Origin of the sequence: Trinickia diaoshuihuensis, assembly GCF_003390925.1 — a bacterium.
GTDB lineage: Bacteria > Pseudomonadota > Gammaproteobacteria > Burkholderiales > Burkholderiaceae > Trinickia > Trinickia diaoshuihuensis.
The window spans coordinates 327,370-343,654 of record NZ_QUBS01000087.1; the positions used below are offsets into that span (position 1 = coordinate 327,370).

Sequence of the window (16,285 nt, forward strand, 5' to 3'; positions counted from 1 at the left end):
GCTCTGAGGCAGGTTACTGCACGCCCTGGCTAGCGAGGAAGTCCTCGTAACCGCCGCCGAAGTCGTACAGCGTGCCGTCCGTACGCACTTCGATGATCCGATTGGCAAGACCGCTCACGAATTCACGGTCGTGCGAGACGAAGATCAGCGTGCCTTCGTACTTTTCGAGCGCGATCTGGAGCGACTCGATCGACTCCATATCCATGTGGTTCGTCGGCTCGTCCATCAAGAGCACGTTGTGGCGGCCGAGCATCAGCTTGCCCCAGATCATGCGTCCCTTCTCGCCGCCCGAGAGCACCTTGACCGACTTCTTGATGTCGTCGGCATTGAACAGCAGCCGTCCGAGCGTGCCGCGCACCATTTGATCGTCGTCGCCTTCCTTGCGGTAGGCGTCGATCCAATCGGTCAACGTGACGTCGTCCGGAAACTCCTCGTACGTATCCTGCGGCATATAGCCGACGTTCGCGTTCTCTGCCCACTTGATCGTGCCGCCGTCGAGCGCAATATTGCCGTACAGCGCGCGCAGCAGCGTCGTCTTGCCCGCGCCGTTCTCGCCGATGATCGCGATGCGCTCGCCCGGTTGTACGCTCAAATCGAAGTTCTCGAAGATCGTGCGCTCGTAACGCTTCGTGATGCGCTCGGCCACCACGGCGATGTTGTGCAGCTTCTTTTCGTATTCGAAGCGAATGAACGGGTTCTGGCGCGAGGACGGCTTGAATTCCTCGATCTTGATCTTGTCGATTTGCTTCAGACGGCTCGTCGCCTGACGGGCCTTCGATTTGTTGGCCGAGAAGCGGCGCACGAAGTCTTGCAGATCGGCGATACGCTCCTTCGCTTTCGCGTTGGCCGCGGCCTGCCGCTCACGCGCTTGCGTGGACGCAAGCATGTAGTCGTCGTAGTTGCCTGGGTAGATCTTCAGCGTGCCGTAATCCATGTCCGCCATGTGCGTGCAGACCTGGTTCAAGAAGTGCCGGTCGTGGGAGATGATGATCATCGTCGAGTTGTACTCGTTGAGGATGTTCTCCAGCCAGCGAATGGAGTTGATATCGAGGTTGTTCGTCGGCTCGTCGAGCAGCAGCACGTCGGGATTCGAAAACAACGCCTGGGCGAGCAGCACGCGCAGCTTCCAGCCCGGCGCGATATTGCTCATCGGGCCGTTGTGGTCCTCGATGGCAATGCCGATCCCGAGCAACAGCTCGCCCGCGCGCGCCTCGGCCGTGTAGCCGCCGTACTCGGCGAACTTCGCCTCCAGCTCGGCCGCATGCATGTAGTCGTCGTCCGTCGCCTCCGGGTTCGCGTAGATCGCATCGCGCTCGGTCATGGCGGCCCACATTTCCGTATGGCCCATCATGACGACGTCGAGTACGCGCATGTCTTCATACGCGAACTGATCCTGACGCAATTTGCCGAGGCGCACGTTCGGCTCGAGCATGACGTTGCCAGAACTCGGCTCGAGATCGCCGCCGAGGATCTTCATGAACGTCGACTTGCCGCAGCCGTTGGCGCCGATGAGACCGTAGCGGTTGCCCTCGCCGAACTTGACCGAGATATTCTCGAACAAGGGCTTCGGCCCGAATTGCATGGTGATATTGGCGGTAGACAGCACGGCGCGTCCCTTCGAATGGTGATCGGCGAAAAACCTGGCATTTTACCAAGCTTTCGTCTATCCCACCTGCCGGAAGCCATGCGCTGCTCCGACCCCGAGCGGCATCGGGGCGTGCGCCCACGGTCGGCGCACCCGATCAGTGCGCCGCGGCAGCAGCCGGCGGCGGTGCCTTCGGGGCTTTGAGCATTTGCGACACGAGCGTGTCGCAAGGCGTGGCCTTCGCGTGGCTCGGCGCGATCAGCGGGATCAACGCCGCGAACGGATTGATCAACCCGAGTCCCACCGCCGCCCCCGCCCGCAAAGCGATCGAGGTCTTGCTCACGCCCACGTCCGGCTGCTTGAAGGTGCCCTTCACGTACAACGGAGAGCGCAGCGTGAAAACGCGGAAACCCTTCGTATGAGGATGGATCGTCAAATCCATCGACTCGTCTTGCAGATTGATCTTGCCGTCCATGCCGATGACGGCATCCGAGGTATCGAGCGCGAACGTGCGCGTATCGAGCACACCCCCGGATGAGGTGAAGTCGGCCGCCATGCAGTTGATGTCGACGTCGTGCGTGCCGAACAGCTTCTCGTAGACGACGTTCGCCACGTTCAAGCCCGCCGCCTCCATGATCAATCGGCTCAACTTGCCTTGCGTCACGAGCGCCTTGACCTCGCCGTCGAGCGTGCCGGCCAGTGCGGCCGGCGAATTGCCCGTCGCCGACAAACTCGCATCGCCGTTGATCTCGCCCATCGCCGATTGCATCGTCTTTTGCGTCGGGAATAGCTGTTTGAGCTTCAGGTGGCGCGCCGACAGCTTCATACGCGCCTGCAGCGGCGCTTTCGAGCCGTCGAGATAAAAATCGGAAGCCAACGTCCCGCCCGCGACGCCGAAGTTCAGCGGTTTGAACGTCAGTACGCCGTCTTTCATGATGACGTGCGTGTCCAAATCGGTGATCGGCAGCGCCGGATCCTTGACGATGCGCCGCCCCTTGAACGTCACGTCGGCGTCGATCGCCTTCCAGCGGTCGGTATGGAACGGCTCCACCGGCAGCGCGCGCGCAGTCGGTTGTTTGACGCTCTCCTCGCGGCGCGCCTTGTCGGCGTTCGAATCGGCGCCGACGATCGGCGCGAGATCGGAGAACTGCAACAAGTTGGAGGCGACATGACCCGTGAGAGACGGCCGGGGCTTGCGCGACACGTAGGTCAACGTACCCTCCAAGTCGCTGCCGCCCACGCGCCCCGTGAAGTCGCTGTAGGTGAACTCGCTCGCGCCTGTTTGCACATGGCCGACGAGGTGCCCGTCGGTCGCGTAAGGCGGCGTTTGCGGCAGCGTCACGCCGAGGATCGGGTAGAGATGCGAGAGGTCTTGACCTTGCAGCCAAAGCCGCAAATTGAGTGCGGATAAATGCATCGGATCGGTCAACGTGCCGACGAGCGCGAGGCGCGTATCGCCGATTTTCACGTCGGCTTGCATCGGGAACGGACGCGCCGCATCGCGCAGCGCGAGCACGCCGCCGAGTTTGCCGGTACCCGAGATATCGGTCTTGCGATAACGGCCCTTCGCTTGCCAGCCTAGCGAATAGGTCAGCGAGGAGCGTGCGCGCGTCTCGCTCCCCGAGGCTGCCGACGCGGGCGCGGCCGGCGCGGACGCATTGGACGCCGGCTGCGGGCTCGAGGCGGCAATCTCGGCCGACGCTTGCCGCGCGCCCGATGCCGCCCGCTCCTGCACTGCGAGCCTGCGCGCGCCGTGCTCGCCGATGACCTGGGCGGCCGAGCCGCGCGAGGCCGCCTCCTGCTGCTTCATGACGTCGCCGATCGGCAACGGCTTGCCGAGCGTGTCCACGTCCAGTTGCAGCGCGATCTGCTGCATTTCGTCCGACAGCGCGATATGGCCCTTGGCGAAGCCGAGATCGGCCAGGCGTAGCGTCCAGCGCGACGGGCTCGTCGACTTGGGCAGATTGAAGATCCAGTTCGCGCGTCCATCCTTGAGCCTTTCGAGGTCGATGGACGGATTGGCGAGATCGATCGACGGAATCGAGATCACATGCGTCAACAGCGGCAACACCTCGACGTCGAAGCTGATCGAATCGACTTTCGCGAATGTCCCCGAGGCCGCCCAAGAGGGATTGCCGATCGTCACGTCATAAGCGGAAAAGCGCGGCCACGGCACCCATGCGCGCCATCCATGTTCGTTCGTCGGATGTTGCCAGCCGACGCGCAAATCGCCGTTGATCGCGAACGGCCGCCCGATGGCTTGAGAGACCTTGTCGTCGACCCAAGGACGAGCCCGGTTCCAGTCGAACGTCATGATGAAGACGGCGAGCGCGGCGCATAGAACGAGCACCACAACGACGATCCAGGCGAGGATCTTGCCGACGGTACGGGCGACAGTGGCGGGATACGGCATGCAAAGGATCTCGATCGTTCGTTGAGCGGCGCGGTGCGACACCGCGACGGCGGCGAGCGCAGCCTTTCTGGTCAAAGCCCAAGCAATCCCCGTGCCCCGCATCGCCTCTTGACCTATGATGCGGATTCGCGCTGCGCGCCCGCCGGCCCGGGCTTGCGGCAACGGACGCGCATCCGTTCTAATGCCGTGCTTGCTTCATCGCTCGATCGATCCAATCCATGACCGGCCCTATCCTTCTCCAAGCACGCGCCCTGCTCAGGCGCGATGCACGCGCGGCGGCAACGCTCGTCGGCCCAGTCGATTTCTCGCTGTGCGCCGGCGAACGCATTGCGTTGACGGGACCGTCGGGTTCCGGCAAAAGCGTGTTCATGCGCGCGCTCGCTCGGCTCGATCCCATCGACGGTGGCGAGCTCTCGTGGCACGGCCGGCGCATCGAGCGTCAAGCGATCACACGCTACCGGCGCAGCGTCGTCTATGTGCAGCAGCGGCCCGCGCTGATCGACGGCACCGTCGAAGAGAATTTGCGCTACCCCTACACGCTGCGCGTCTACCGAGATGTCCGCTTCGATCGCGAACGCGCCGCCCGGCTCGCCCATGCGGCCGGCAAGCGCGAGGATTTTCTCGCGAAACGCGCAAGCGATCTATCGGGCGGCGAAGGACAAGTCGTTGCGCTCATTCGCGTGCTCCAACTCGCCCCCGAAGTGCTGCTGCTCGACGAGCCCACCGCCTCGCTCGACCCGCAATCGGCCCGCGCCGTCGAGGCGCTGGTCGCCCACTGGTTCGATGCCGACCGCGCGAGCCGCGCCTCCGTCTGGGTGTCGCACGACCCGGCGCAAGCCGAACGCGTCGGCAACCGGCGCCTGACGATGCGCGCCGGCACCCTTGCCGCTTACGAGGAGGCCAACGAGTGACGTCCGCCCTCCATGAATTGAGCCTTCTCGACGTCGCGATCGCCGCGCTGCTCATCGTCGTCAACGGTGCCATCTCCATGGCGCTCGCGCTCGGGCTGGGCCGGCAACTTGCCTTGGCCGCCGTGCGCACGGTCATCCAATTGTTGCTGGTCGGCTATGTCCTGGGCTGGGTGTTCGCGGTCAATCGCTGGTATGTGGTGCTTGCACTGATGGCCCTGATGACGATCATCGCGGGGTTTGCCGGCGCAGCGCGCGGCGCGCATACCTACGCGGGACAACGCACCGATGCGCTGGTGTCGATCTGGATCAGCGCGTGGCTCATCGCGGCCGTGGGCTTGTTCGCCGTGATGCGGATCCATCCCTGGTATGAACCGCAGTACGCGATTCCGATCCTCGGGATGATTCTGGGCAATACGCTGACGGGCGTTTCGCTCGCCATCGAACGCATGAGCGAGGAATTGACCGCGCGCCGCGATCGCGTCGAAATGGCGCTTGCGCTCGGCGCGACGCGCTGGGAGGCTGCGCGTGGCCCGGCGCGCCAAGCCGTGCGCGCGGGCATGCTGCCGACCCTCAATCAAATGGCCGTGGTGGGCGTCGTCAGCTTGCCGGGGATGATGACCGGACAGGTGCTCGCGGGACAATCGCCGCTGCAAGCCGTGCGCTATCAGATCGTCATCATGTTCTTGATCGCCGCGGCATCGGCGCTGGGAACGGTCGGGGCTGTGTTGCTGACGTATCGGCGCTTGTTCAGCGCCGACCATATGTTCCTCGCGGGAAGGCTCGTCGAGCGCGCTGGCCGGCGCTGACCGAGGCTAGCGCCACCGATCGGCTACGCCATCGCGGCTATCGCTGCGCCGAAACGGTCACCTGCGTGCCGTCGCTGAGGCCGACCGTCTTCGCGCTGCCGTTCGTCGGCATGGTGAAGCGCACCACTTGGCTCAGTGTCGCGACGCTCGGACATTGAAGCGTCTTGCCGTGCACCTTGACCGCCGTCGGTTTGCCATGCGGCGTGCTCGCCTGCACGCTCATCTGCACGGCTGCGGTTCCGTCGGCATCGACCGTCGGCGCGAGCCGGATCCGCATCTGCCGTTGCACGACGCCGTTCGCGTCGAGCGACATCGAGGCATAGTTGGGGCATTGCTCCGATGCGTTCACCGCGCTCCCGGGCGGCGTGCTTTTCCACGTATAGTCGTCCGTCTGGCCGGAACGGATCGTGCGCGTGTCCTGTGCGTTGCCGTACGTTTTCGAGGCAACCTTGACCGTGTACTTGATCGGGCCGTCGGCCGGCGTCTTCGACGTAACGGTGATAGGCGGCGCGGCTTGCGCAAGCCCCGCGAACCCGGCCGCGAAAGCGGCAACGGAAACCAAAACGGCTACAGGTTTCAAACGAGCCCTCATCTGCACCTCCTGGCTAGCCGTCCCATGCCCTTCGCGGCATGGGAGCAATATCGACGACGCGCTGCCAGTCTAATCCCAACTCGCGCGTAAGACTGCGTTCGCCTGTCGGGGGTTGCCCCGCTTGCGCACGGCATCGTTATAGGGTTGCATCTCGATTTGACGCGCCAACCGATCGCGCAAATCGGCGCTCCCAACGACGCGGCAAGCTGCGTGCCCCGTCTTGCCGTCGATCGGACCGGCTACAATAGCCGCATTTTTTCGCCCGCCGGCTCCGGCGGCACTCCTTGGCGCATCGTTCATGAATCTCGTCGTACAAAGCCCCGAGCCGTTAGCGGCCGCCCACGTCAAGCCGCTCGTCGCGCTCGCGCGCGGTGGGCAAGCGCAGTCGATCGATCCTCGCGCGCTTCGCATCCCCGACGCCGATCCCACCCAGCGCGCCGATATCGAGGTCTACTGCGGGACGCACGCCCTCGACTATGCGTACATGCAGCCGGGCCGGGCGTTGCGCGACTTCGGCCTCGTGGCCATGGACATGGATTCGACGTTGATCACGATCGAATGCATCGACGAGATCGCCGACTTCTGCGGATTCAAAGCCGAGGTCTCCGCGATTACCGAAGCCTCGATGCGCGGCGAGATCAAAAACTTCAACGAGAGCTTGACCGCACGCGTCGCGCTGCTCAAAGGGCTCGACGCGCAGGCGCTCGAACACGTTTTCAACGAGCGGCTCAAGCTATCGCCCGGCGCCGAGGCGATGCTCGCTGGTGCGAAGGCAGCGGGATTGCGTACGTTGCTCGTCTCGGGCGGCTTCACGTTTTTCACGGAGCGGCTCAAAGCGCAGCTCGGTCTGGATTTCGCGCATGCGAACACGCTCGAGATCGTCGACGGAAAATTGACGGGCAAAGTGACGGGCGAAATCGTCAATGCGAGCGTCAAGGCGCGCACCGTTCGAGAAACGTGCGCCAAGCTCGGAATCGCCACGTCGCAAGCCATCGTCATGGGCGACGGCTCGAACGATCTCGACATGATGGCCGAAGCCGGTCTCTCGGTCGCCTTCCGCGCGAAACCGGTCGTGCGCGCGGCAGCGGATGTCGCATTCAACTACGTCGGTTTGGACGGCCTGCTGCGTCTATTCTGAACCGCGCGCGAATCGCGCGTCATGGGCGCGGCTTCGCGCCCGGCCTCGAAGCAAGCGCAGGCCACTGCGCTCGCATGCACACCGGGGCCGCTTAGCGCAGCGCGAGCCCCATCGCGCGCTCGATATCGGCGCGCAAATCGGCCTCCTCCTCGAGCCCCACGTAAAAGCGCACCAGCGTGCCGCGGTGGGGCCAACTCGACGCGGACCGCATCGAAGCGATGTCATAGGGCATCGCCAAACTATTCGCGCCGCCCCAACTCCAGCCGATGGCGAACAACTCGAGCGCTTCGACGAACGCATCGACCTGCGCGGCGCTGTAGCGCGCGTCGAAGATAACCGAGAACAGCCCGCCCGCCCCCGAGAAATCGCGCATGAACTCGGCGTGCCCAGGACAATCGGGCAACGCCGGATGCAAGACGGCCGCGATCTCGGGACGAGCCTTGAGCCAATGCGCCAGCGCGAGCGCGCTGCGGTCGTGCGCCTCGAAGCGCGCCTTCATACTCGGCAGACCGCGCAAGACGAGGGAGCAATCGTCGACCGATACGCCGATTCCCAGGCGCATACGCGCGAGCTTGAGCAACTGATGCAATTCATCGCTGGCGGTGATCGTGGCGCCCATCAGCACGTCGCTGCCGCCTGACTGGTATTTCGTCAGCGCTTGCACCGAGATGTCCACGCCATGTTCGAGCGGACGGAACGCGAGCCCCGCCGAATAGGTGTTATCGATCGCCGTCACGACATTACGCGCGCGCGCCGCCACCGCGATCGCGGGTACGTCCGGCACTTCCATCGTCACCGAACCCGGCGCCTCGATCCAAATCAAGCGCGTGTTCGGCTGGATCAGTTCGGCGATTCCCGCACCGATCATCGGATCGTAGAACCGCACCGACAACCCGAAGTCGCGAGCCAGCCAATTGCCATGTTCGCGATTCGGCGAGTAGACGTTGTCGGGAATCAGGACGTCGTCGCCCGATTTCGTGACGCCGAAATACACGTTCGAGATCGCCGACAACCCCGACGGTTGCAGCAGCGTGTACTTGCCGCCCTCGATGTCGGCGAGCCGCTGCATGAGCGCGGCCGACGTCGGCGTGGCGTGCAGTCCGTAGCGCCACTGCGAATCGTTGCGCCAATCGGCGCGACGCATGGTGGCCAGATCGGGAAAGACCACCGTGGACGCCCGCATCACGGGCGTCGAGAACGATTCGAAGCCAGGGGCTAGGTCGAGTTGCGGATGGACGATGCGGGTTTGGCGTGCGCGAGAGGATGCGGAATCGGTCATGGTCAACGAGTGGATAAGGAACCTGCCAACGGATGGAGGACGAACGGCTGCGGGTTGGAATCGTCCGCATTCATGCGGTCGCCGGCAAGGGAGCCGTCGCTCATGAAGCGCCCAACCCAGTTGCCCGCGATCGAACTACCGTCACCGGAATCTTCGATCTCCAGGACGTCGCCGTCCCAGTCGCCCGCCACGAGCACGACTTGGCCGGTATCGGCAAATTGGTATTCGCCATGGACGCCCGTCGGATCGCCCGGTTTTCTGCCCAGACGCAACACGATGCGCCGTGCACCTAGCATGCCTGCATACGCCGGAAAACGGGCGAACTCGGGATTCGGAGCGAGGCGCCGCGGAAACTGCGGCACGGCGAAGGCCGCCGCATCGGCGGATTGCTGCGCGATGCCGGCGGCGGCATCCGAGGCCTCCGTGGCGATCGAGGCGGCCGCGTCGTCGGATTGCTCGACGAGCGCCGCGGCCGGTAGCGTCGCCTGCTGGCCCCAAGCGCATTGAAGCGAAAGGCCGGCAAGCGCCGCCACGAACAACGCCCGAGCCCGCGGCGCGCGGCACGCCGCACCGAAACGTCCGTGCCGAACTCGATAGGCCGCGCTCATTGTTGCGTTGCTCCTTGTTCCACGCATCTTGCTCCGTACCTCTGCGGACGCGGGCGCGCTCCAATCGCGCAAGGCCGCGCGTGGGGGGTGCTCAGACCTCGCCCCACAGATCGTGCCCGTCCGCCCCCGTGATCCGCACGGATACGAAATCGCCGGCCTTGTAGCGCTTGGACGCCTTCGACGCGGGGGCCACGTAGACCACACCGTCGATTTCCGGCGCGTCCGACGCCGTTCGGCCGATTCCACCATCGGCGTTGACCTCGTCGATGAGCACCTTGAGCGTTTTGCCGATCTTGCGTTTCAAGCGGCGCGAGGAGACTTCCTCGGCGACTTCCATGAAGCGGGCGCGACGTGCTTCGCGCACTTCGTCGGGCAATGCGCCGTCGAGTTCATTGGCGCTCGCCCCTTCGACCGGCGAGTAGGCAAAGCACCCGACGCGATCGAGTTCCGCCGCGCGGATGAATTCGAGCAGCGTTTCGAATTGCGCTTCCGTCTCCCCGGGAAAGCCCGCGATGAACGTGCTGCGGATCGTCAGCTCCGGGCACATCCGGCGCCAAGCGGCCACGCGCTCGAGCGTGCGCTCGGCATTGGCCGGCCGCTTCATGCGTTTGAGCACCTCGGGATCGGCGTGCTGGAAAGGGATATCGAGATACGGCAGCACGTGGCCCTTGAGGGGGCCCTCCGCCATCATCGGAATGATTTCGTCGACGTGCGGATACGGATAGACGTAATGGAGCCGCACCCATGCGCCATACTGCGCCGCCAGTTCGCCCAACGCGCCGACGAGTTCCGTCATCCGCGTTTTGAGGGGACGCCCGTTCCAAAATCCCGTTCGGAACTTGACGTCCACGCCGTAAGCACTCGTGTCCTGCGAGATGACGAGCAGTTCCTTGACGCCGGACTTGAAGAGGTTTTCGGCCTCGAGCATGACTTCGGCGACGGGCCGCGAAACGAGATCGCCGCGCATCGACGGGATGATGCAAAACGCACAGCGATGGTTACAGCCCTCGGAGATCTTCAGATAGGCGTAATGGCGCGGCGTCAGCTTGATGCCGGCGGCGGGCACGAGATCGACGAACGGATCGTGCGGCTTGGGCAGATAGCTATGTACGGCCTGCATCACCTCGCCCACGGCATGCGGGCCCGTGACGGCGAGCACTTTGGGATGCACTTCCTCGATGAGGCCGGAGCCGCTCGCGCTTTTCTTCGCGCCGAGGCAGCCGGTCACGATCACCTTGCCGTTTTCCGTGAGCGCCTCGCCGATCGCGTCGAGGCTTTCCTGGACGGCTTCGTCGATAAAGCCGCAGGTGTTGACGACGACTAGATCGGCCCCGTCATAGGTCCCCGAAATTTCGTAGCCCTCGGCGCGTAGCTGCGTGATGATCTGCTCGGAGTCTACGAGCGCCTTGGGGCAGCCGAGCGAGACGAAACCGACCTTGGGCGCGGCAGGCGCGGCCGCGGCTGAACTCGGCGCGACGGGAGAGGGAGTGTGCGGCATGAGATGGATCCAGCGAATGGCAATGACGCCGGGCGGCCAAATCTTGCGCAAGGATTGACGCGCCGCCTCCCGGACTAACCGCGTATTGTACCGCGATGCGGCATTGGGCTGTCGTTGCCGAGACGATTTGGGCTCCGCCGGCAAGCCCACGAACCAGCGTGGCGCAACGCGTGCCGGCGGAAAACTGGACACTCAGCTCGACGCCGTGACGTCGACGATCCAGAACCAGGGGCTTGCGTAAGGACCGTCCAACTGCTTCGGCAGTGTCCGGCCGGCCCGGGTTGGCGGTGTCGCAAGTTCCCATACTTCGTAGTGAAGCGGCGAGAAGTAGATTTTGCTGTGAACGTAATCGAATGCGATCCGTGCTTTGTTACCTTCGAAGAACATATCGTTGGTACCCGCGGTGTACTCGACGTAGCCTGTCGTATCCGCGCCGCCGCCGCGCCCGTTAGAGTGTGCCTTGTTCGTACGGACATAGCGCTCGTATAGCTTTGCGCGATCGCTCAGCCCTTTCAAGTAGTCGGGTTTGTCCGGCGTATTGGGATAGGAAAAGCGCGGCAAGTACATCGGATCGTTCGCATGAATTTGCCGCATTGCACCGAGCGCGTCATCGTTTATGCGTTGCACGCCATGGTCGACGACGCCGGCGGACGACGAGATTTCCGACATCAGCGCGCGCAGCGCCTGCGGCGCCTCCAGATTGCCGAAACGGATGACGTACATCGGCAAAATTGGGCCCGTGCGGGTAGCGGGCGCCGACGGCTGGCCGCCCGCGTTCTGGATAAGATTCAGTACGAAATCTTCCCACCGCAGCGTGGAATTGAACTGGGATTGTGTGAGCATGAGGAGCTCCGATCGTTCGAACGGAATGCTCAAGCGCCGATCCTATGGCCGCCGGCATTCCAGCCGTTGTAGCGCGGGCGTTGGGCATTCGCCGCAAATGGCGGCCCAAGCGGGTTGTCGAGCACGTTCGCGATGGCGTCTTCGGTCGCGTTAAACCTCACGGCCTCGGAGAGCGCGACGATCAAGCAGACGAGGCAGGTGGCGTCGCCTGGGGTGACGGGCACGCCGCCGCCCCCGGGCGGCACCGCTACAGCGAAGTTGGCGAGGGTGATTGCGGCATCACGCAGGTTCGGCGCCGAAATCGCCGGGAGCGGGGTCACGTTATAGCCGAGCGACCCGTACGAGCCGTCGGGGACGAGCACCCTAGCACCGGGCGGAACCGCCCAGGGCATCGGCACTACGTTGAATAAATAGGTCGCCGTAGCATTAATGAATCCCATCGTGTAGAGAGAGGCATTGGGCGAAGCCAGCGCACCGTTCGCTTCCCACGCAAGGTTAAGCACGAGCGAAAGCCCATAGCCCGCCGGCGGATTCGGAATCTGCACTGGGATGTTGAGCGATACCGCGCGCGTGCCGTTCGCGCGAACTTGGTCGCGCAGTGTGGCGATGTCGGCCCGATACTCGGCACCGGTCGTCAATCGAAGAGACATGGGCAATCCTTTGGACGAGGCCGGCGCACTCCGCCGGGAAGACCGGCAGCGAAGCGAGTGGCTGCCCGGTGCTTGCACTTTGCCGGGCGTGCGTCATGCGGCCAATCCGGCAGACGTCACAACATGGGCCGGAAGGATGGTCCGTGACTTTCGAATGGGGGCGTGAAGGCTCAGTCCCGCTTCTTACAAATCGAGGAATGCGCGTACCGCGTACCGCATGGCCTCCATTTCGTCTTCCGACGCACGTTCGCCCTCGTAGCGAATTTCACGCGCTTTGAAGGACAGATTGACGATTTGGTCGACGAGTGCGGCGCCGGGGCGAGCGAGGCTCGCAATGGCGATCTCCGTCTCCCAGCCTCGAATCGTCGACGTGATCGGCAGCCCCACGATCCGGCCCGTCAACGCATTGATATCGCTAGCGGTAAGAACAACCACGGCGCGATACCCGTCTTGTTCGTTCCCCTTGCTCGGCCCCACGTAGAGCCTAATGATGTCTCCTGCCTCCGGCACCCCGTTTTGCATGCGGCTCTGTCTCCTTTGACGATCAGCGCGGCTCGTCCGGCCCGCCGAATTCGGAGCCATGCGCCCCGCCGAAATCAATGTCGGCGTGAGGCTCGAGTTTCCCCTCCCGCAATTGCTGCATATAACGCTCGCGGGAAAATCGCTTTATCGAGACGCACGGAACGATTTGCACTTTGCCGTCGACGACGAGTACGTCTATCGCCTGACCTTCCGCCAAGTGCGCCTCCTGGGCGATGCTTGCCGGTATGCGCACAGCGAGACTGTTACCCCACCGCTTTAAAGTTTGGACGGCCATCGTGATACCCCATGAATGGACCGTGGCGAAGGGCGCCTCGACCCGCAACGCGCCGCAGCGGATCGCATCGCCCGGCTTCGGGTCGTAGCGAATGTATCTACAGGTTGATACAGCGTTCATGGTAAGCACCTCTATCCGATGTGTCAACGCCGTCGATACGACTTCAACGGCGGCGGGAATCGAGGGCGATCTTGACCGGCTTCAGGGGCGCTAAAGCGCATTCGCAAAAAGAATGCGACGCTTTCACCCCCACGGCAGCAACAAGGACAAGGCACCGAGTGCCCCCGGCGACATCGTGAAGAGCATGCAAAAAGGCCGCGGATCACCGCGGCCTGTTCGCAACGAGAAGGCGCAACGAAGCGCGCGTTATTTCTTTTCCGGTTCGGGACCCTGCCCCTGACCCGGCTTATTGAACGTGAACGAGCTGAACATCGTCTTCGCCTGGTTCTGCATCTGCTCTTGCATCTGCACGAACATATTCTTCGACTGCTCGATATAGCTCGTCATCATCCCTTGCATCATGGGCGCCTGCATGTTCATGAACTGCGACCACACCTCGGGATTGAGCGCATTGCCTTCGTAGAGGTTCTTCGACTGCTCGGCGAGCTTGTTTTGAATGTCGATGAACGCTTGGATGTTCTTTTCCAGATACGTACCCATCATGCCTTGCATCGCATGACCGTAGAACCGGATGATTTGCGACAGCATCGACGAAGAAAACATCGGCACGCCACCGCTCTCCTCTTCGAGGATGATCTGCAGCAAGATGCTGCGCGTCAAATCTTCGTTGGTCTTCGCATCGATGACCTTGAAGTCCTCCTGATCGAGCACGAGCTGCTTCACGTCGCTCAGCGTGATGTAGGTACTCGTTTCCGTGTCGTACAGTCGACGGTTCGGGTACTTTTTAATGAATCGCTCGGCTGTTTTCTTTGTAGTCGACATGTAATGCCTTTTATGAACGCAACGCAGCGCAATAACGGCGCCCTCGTGGCCCGCCGCGCCTCCCGCAGCAAGCCGGACCCCCAAACTCATACACTTTAACCCGTTTTACGCCGGCGGCAATGTCGAACGCAACCGGCGCAAAACGCATCAGCCCATGTGCAAACCGCCGTTCAACGAAAAATCGGCGCCTGTCGAAAAGCCCGATTCATCCGAAGCCAACCAAGCAACGATCGATGCGATTTCCTCCGGCGAACCCAGCCGCCGAACCGGAATCGTCGCGATGATCTTTTCGAGCACGTCCGCGCGGATCGATTTCACCATATCCGTGCCGATATAACCGGGCGACACCGTGTTGACCGTCACGCCCTTGGTCGCCACTTCCTGCGCGAGCGCCATCGTGAAGCCATGGATGCCGGCCTTCGCCGTCGAATAGTTCGTCTGCCCGAACTGACCTTTCTGCCCGTTCACCGACGAGATATTGATCACGCGCCCGAAGCCGCGTTCGACCATGCCGTCGATGACTTGCTTCGTGACGTTGAACAGGCTCGTCAAGTTCGTGTCGATGACAGCCGTCCAATCCTCGTGCGTCATCTTGCGGAACACGACGTCGCGCGTAATGCCCGCGTTATTGACCAGCACGTCGACCTCGCCCACTTCGGCCTTCACCTTGTCGAACGCGTTCTTCGTCGACTCCCAATCGCCGACATTACCTTCCGAGGCGACGAAATCGTAGCCGAGCGCCTTTTGCTGTTCGAGCCATGTGACGCGTCGCGGCGAATTCGGACCGCAGCCCGCCACCACTTTGAAGCCTTGCCGATGCAGACGCTGGCAGATCGCAGTGCCGATGCCGCCCATCCCGCCCGTTACGTACGCAATACGCTGAGTCATGAGTCACGCTCCATTCCTGTTTTTTTGGGGACGCCTGCCGGCGCCCCTCGTCTTACCGCCGCGCACTGCCCTTGGCGGCGGCGCTTCGCGCTTCGATCAGAAACGTTCGAGCGCCAGTGCGACGCCCATCCCGCCGCCGATGCACAGCGAGGCCAGACCGCGCTTCGCGTCGCGCTTTTGCATCTCGTGGAGCAAGGTCACGAGAATCCGGCAACCCGATGCCCCGATCGGATGACCGATCGCGATCGCGCCGCCGTTCACGTTGATCTTCGACGTATCCCAGCCCATTTGCTTGTGCACCGCCAGCGCCTGCGCCGCGAAAGCCTCGTTGATCTCCATCAGATCGAGGTCGCCGACCGACCAGCCCGCGCGCTCCAAGCAACGGCGCGAGGCCGGCACCGGCCCCATCCCCATCACCTTCGGATCGACGCCCGCATTCGCGTAGGCCTTGATGCGCGCGAGCGGCGTCAAGCCCAACGCTTCCGCCTTCTTCGCGGACATGACGAGCACGGCCGCCGCGCCGTCGTTGATACCCGAGGCGTTCGCCGCCGTCACCGTACCTTCCTTCGAGAAAGCGGGCTTCAGGGTCGCCAGCGACTCCGCCGTGACGCCGTGACGAACGAACTCGTCGGTGACGAAATTGATCGGATCGCCCTTGCGCTGCTGAATCTGGACGGGAACGATCTCGTCGTCGAAACGCCCCGCCTTCTGCGCGGCCTCGGCCTTGTTTTGCGAAAGCGCGGCGAACTTGTCCTGCTCCTCGCGCGTAATGCCGTATTCCTTGGCCACGTTCTCGGCCGTGATACCCATGTGGTACTGGTTGTAGACGTCCCACAGGCCGTCGACGATCATCGTATCGACGAGTTTCGCGTCGCCCATGCGGAATCCGTCGCGCGAGCCCGGCAACACGTGCGGCGCCGCGCTCATGTTCTCTTGGCCGCCGGCCACCACGATGTCCGCGTCGCCCGCGATCACCGCATTCGCGGCCAGCATGACGGCCTTCAAACCCGAGCCGCATACCTTGTTGATGGTCATGCCCGGCACGGCCGCGGGCAATCCCGCCTTGATGAGCGCCTGACGAGCGGGATTCTGACCCGAGCCGGCCGTGAGCACTTGGCCTAGGATGACCTCGCTCACCTGCTCGGGCTTGACGCCCGCGCGCTCGAGCACCGCGCGAACGACCGTCGCGCCCAGTTCCGGCGCGGGAATCTTCGCCAGCGAGCCGCCGAACTTGCCCACGGCGGTGCGAGCGGCAGATACGATCACTACGTCAGTCATGTTGTGACTCCTTGCGGGTGAGGCGGCTCAATCGAAA

Annotated in this window: 16 protein-coding genes; 3 read left to right on the forward strand and 13 right to left on the reverse strand. The window is 63.4% G+C overall.

Going from position 1 to position 16,285, the window contains the following annotated elements; genetic code table 11:
• Positions 1 to 13: 13 nt before the first annotated feature.
• The gene (locus tag DXT59_RS26095; protein WP_116140657.1) at positions 14 to 1,606 is read right to left on the reverse strand and encodes an ABC-F family ATPase; all 1,593 of its coding nucleotides are present in this window, start codon (positions 1,604 to 1,606) and stop codon (positions 14 to 16) included.
• A 136-nt stretch (positions 1,607 to 1,742) separates the two neighbouring features.
• Positions 1,743 to 3,998: an AsmA family protein gene (locus tag DXT59_RS26100; RefSeq protein WP_116140786.1), complete on the reverse strand. Its 2,256-nt coding sequence runs from the start codon at positions 3,996 to 3,998 to the stop codon at positions 1,743 to 1,745.
• Positions 3,999 to 4,216: 218 nt separating this feature from the next.
• On the opposite strand from DXT59_RS26100, the gene DXT59_RS26105 reads away from it, so the two are divergent.
• Positions 4,217 to 4,909 (forward strand): ABC transporter ATP-binding protein, encoded by a 693-nt coding sequence (locus DXT59_RS26105; protein ID WP_116140659.1) that lies wholly within the window; start codon positions 4,217 to 4,219, stop codon positions 4,907 to 4,909.
• The gene (locus tag DXT59_RS26110) at positions 4,906 to 5,715 is read left to right on the forward strand and encodes an ABC transporter permease (protein WP_116140661.1); all 810 of its coding nucleotides are present in this window, start codon (positions 4,906 to 4,908) and stop codon (positions 5,713 to 5,715) included. The genes DXT59_RS26105 and DXT59_RS26110 overlap by 4 nt, the downstream gene beginning before the upstream one ends.
• Positions 5,716 to 5,752: 37 nt before the next feature.
• Here DXT59_RS26110 and DXT59_RS26115 read toward each other — a convergent pair whose 3' ends face one another.
• On the reverse strand, positions 5,753 to 6,307 hold the full coding sequence (locus tag DXT59_RS26115) for a DUF6013 family protein (protein ID WP_116140663.1): 555 nt from the start codon (positions 6,305 to 6,307) through the stop codon (positions 5,753 to 5,755).
• A gap of 298 nt (positions 6,308 to 6,605) precedes the next feature.
• On the opposite strand from DXT59_RS26115, the gene serB reads away from it, so the two are divergent.
• Positions 6,606 to 7,445, forward strand: coding sequence for a phosphoserine phosphatase SerB (serB, locus tag DXT59_RS26125; protein ID WP_116140667.1), 840 nt, complete (start codon positions 6,606 to 6,608; stop codon positions 7,443 to 7,445).
• 91 nt (positions 7,446 to 7,536) lie between these two features.
• Here serB and DXT59_RS26130 read toward each other — a convergent pair whose 3' ends face one another.
• From DXT59_RS26130 to DXT59_RS26175, 10 genes are all read right to left on the reverse strand, one after another.
• On the reverse strand, positions 7,537 to 8,724 hold the full coding sequence (locus DXT59_RS26130; RefSeq protein ID WP_116140669.1) for a cystathionine beta-lyase: 1,188 nt from the start codon (positions 8,722 to 8,724) through the stop codon (positions 7,537 to 7,539).
• A 2-nt stretch (positions 8,725 to 8,726) separates the two neighbouring features.
• On the reverse strand, positions 8,727 to 9,332 hold the full coding sequence (locus DXT59_RS26135; protein ID WP_420823432.1) for a hypothetical protein: 606 nt from the start codon (positions 9,330 to 9,332) through the stop codon (positions 8,727 to 8,729).
• Positions 9,333 to 9,423: 91 nt separating this feature from the next.
• Entirely contained in the window at positions 9,424 to 10,830 is a 1,407-nt protein-coding gene (gene rimO / locus DXT59_RS26140) for a 30S ribosomal protein S12 methylthiotransferase RimO (RefSeq protein WP_116140788.1), read from the reverse strand.
• Between the two features lie 192 nt (positions 10,831 to 11,022).
• On the reverse strand, positions 11,023 to 11,673 hold the full coding sequence (locus DXT59_RS26145; protein WP_116140671.1) for a hypothetical protein: 651 nt from the start codon (positions 11,671 to 11,673) through the stop codon (positions 11,023 to 11,025).
• 29 nt (positions 11,674 to 11,702) lie between these two features.
• Positions 11,703 to 12,323 (reverse strand): ribosome-inactivating family protein, encoded by a 621-nt coding sequence (locus tag DXT59_RS26150; protein WP_116140673.1) that lies wholly within the window; start codon positions 12,321 to 12,323, stop codon positions 11,703 to 11,705.
• 183 nt (positions 12,324 to 12,506) lie between these two features.
• Positions 12,507 to 12,845, reverse strand: coding sequence for a type II toxin-antitoxin system PemK/MazF family toxin (locus DXT59_RS26155; protein ID WP_116140675.1), 339 nt, complete (start codon positions 12,843 to 12,845; stop codon positions 12,507 to 12,509).
• Positions 12,846 to 12,867: 22 nt separating this feature from the next.
• Positions 12,868 to 13,260, reverse strand: a complete 393-nt coding sequence (locus tag DXT59_RS26160; RefSeq protein ID WP_240324675.1) for an AbrB/MazE/SpoVT family DNA-binding domain-containing protein — start codon at positions 13,258 to 13,260, stop codon at positions 12,868 to 12,870.
• 246 nt (positions 13,261 to 13,506) lie between these two features.
• A complete protein-coding gene (phaR, locus tag DXT59_RS26165; RefSeq protein WP_116140792.1) occupies positions 13,507 to 14,082 on the reverse strand; it encodes a polyhydroxyalkanoate synthesis repressor PhaR in 576 nt (191 codons plus the stop codon).
• Between the two features lie 147 nt (positions 14,083 to 14,229).
• A complete protein-coding gene (locus tag DXT59_RS26170) occupies positions 14,230 to 14,970 on the reverse strand; it encodes a 3-ketoacyl-ACP reductase (RefSeq protein WP_116140677.1) in 741 nt (246 codons plus the stop codon).
• Positions 14,971 to 15,066: 96 nt separating this feature from the next.
• The gene (locus DXT59_RS26175; protein WP_116140679.1) at positions 15,067 to 16,248 is read right to left on the reverse strand and encodes an acetyl-CoA C-acetyltransferase; all 1,182 of its coding nucleotides are present in this window, start codon (positions 16,246 to 16,248) and stop codon (positions 15,067 to 15,069) included.
• Positions 16,249 to 16,285: the final 37 nt, after the last annotated feature.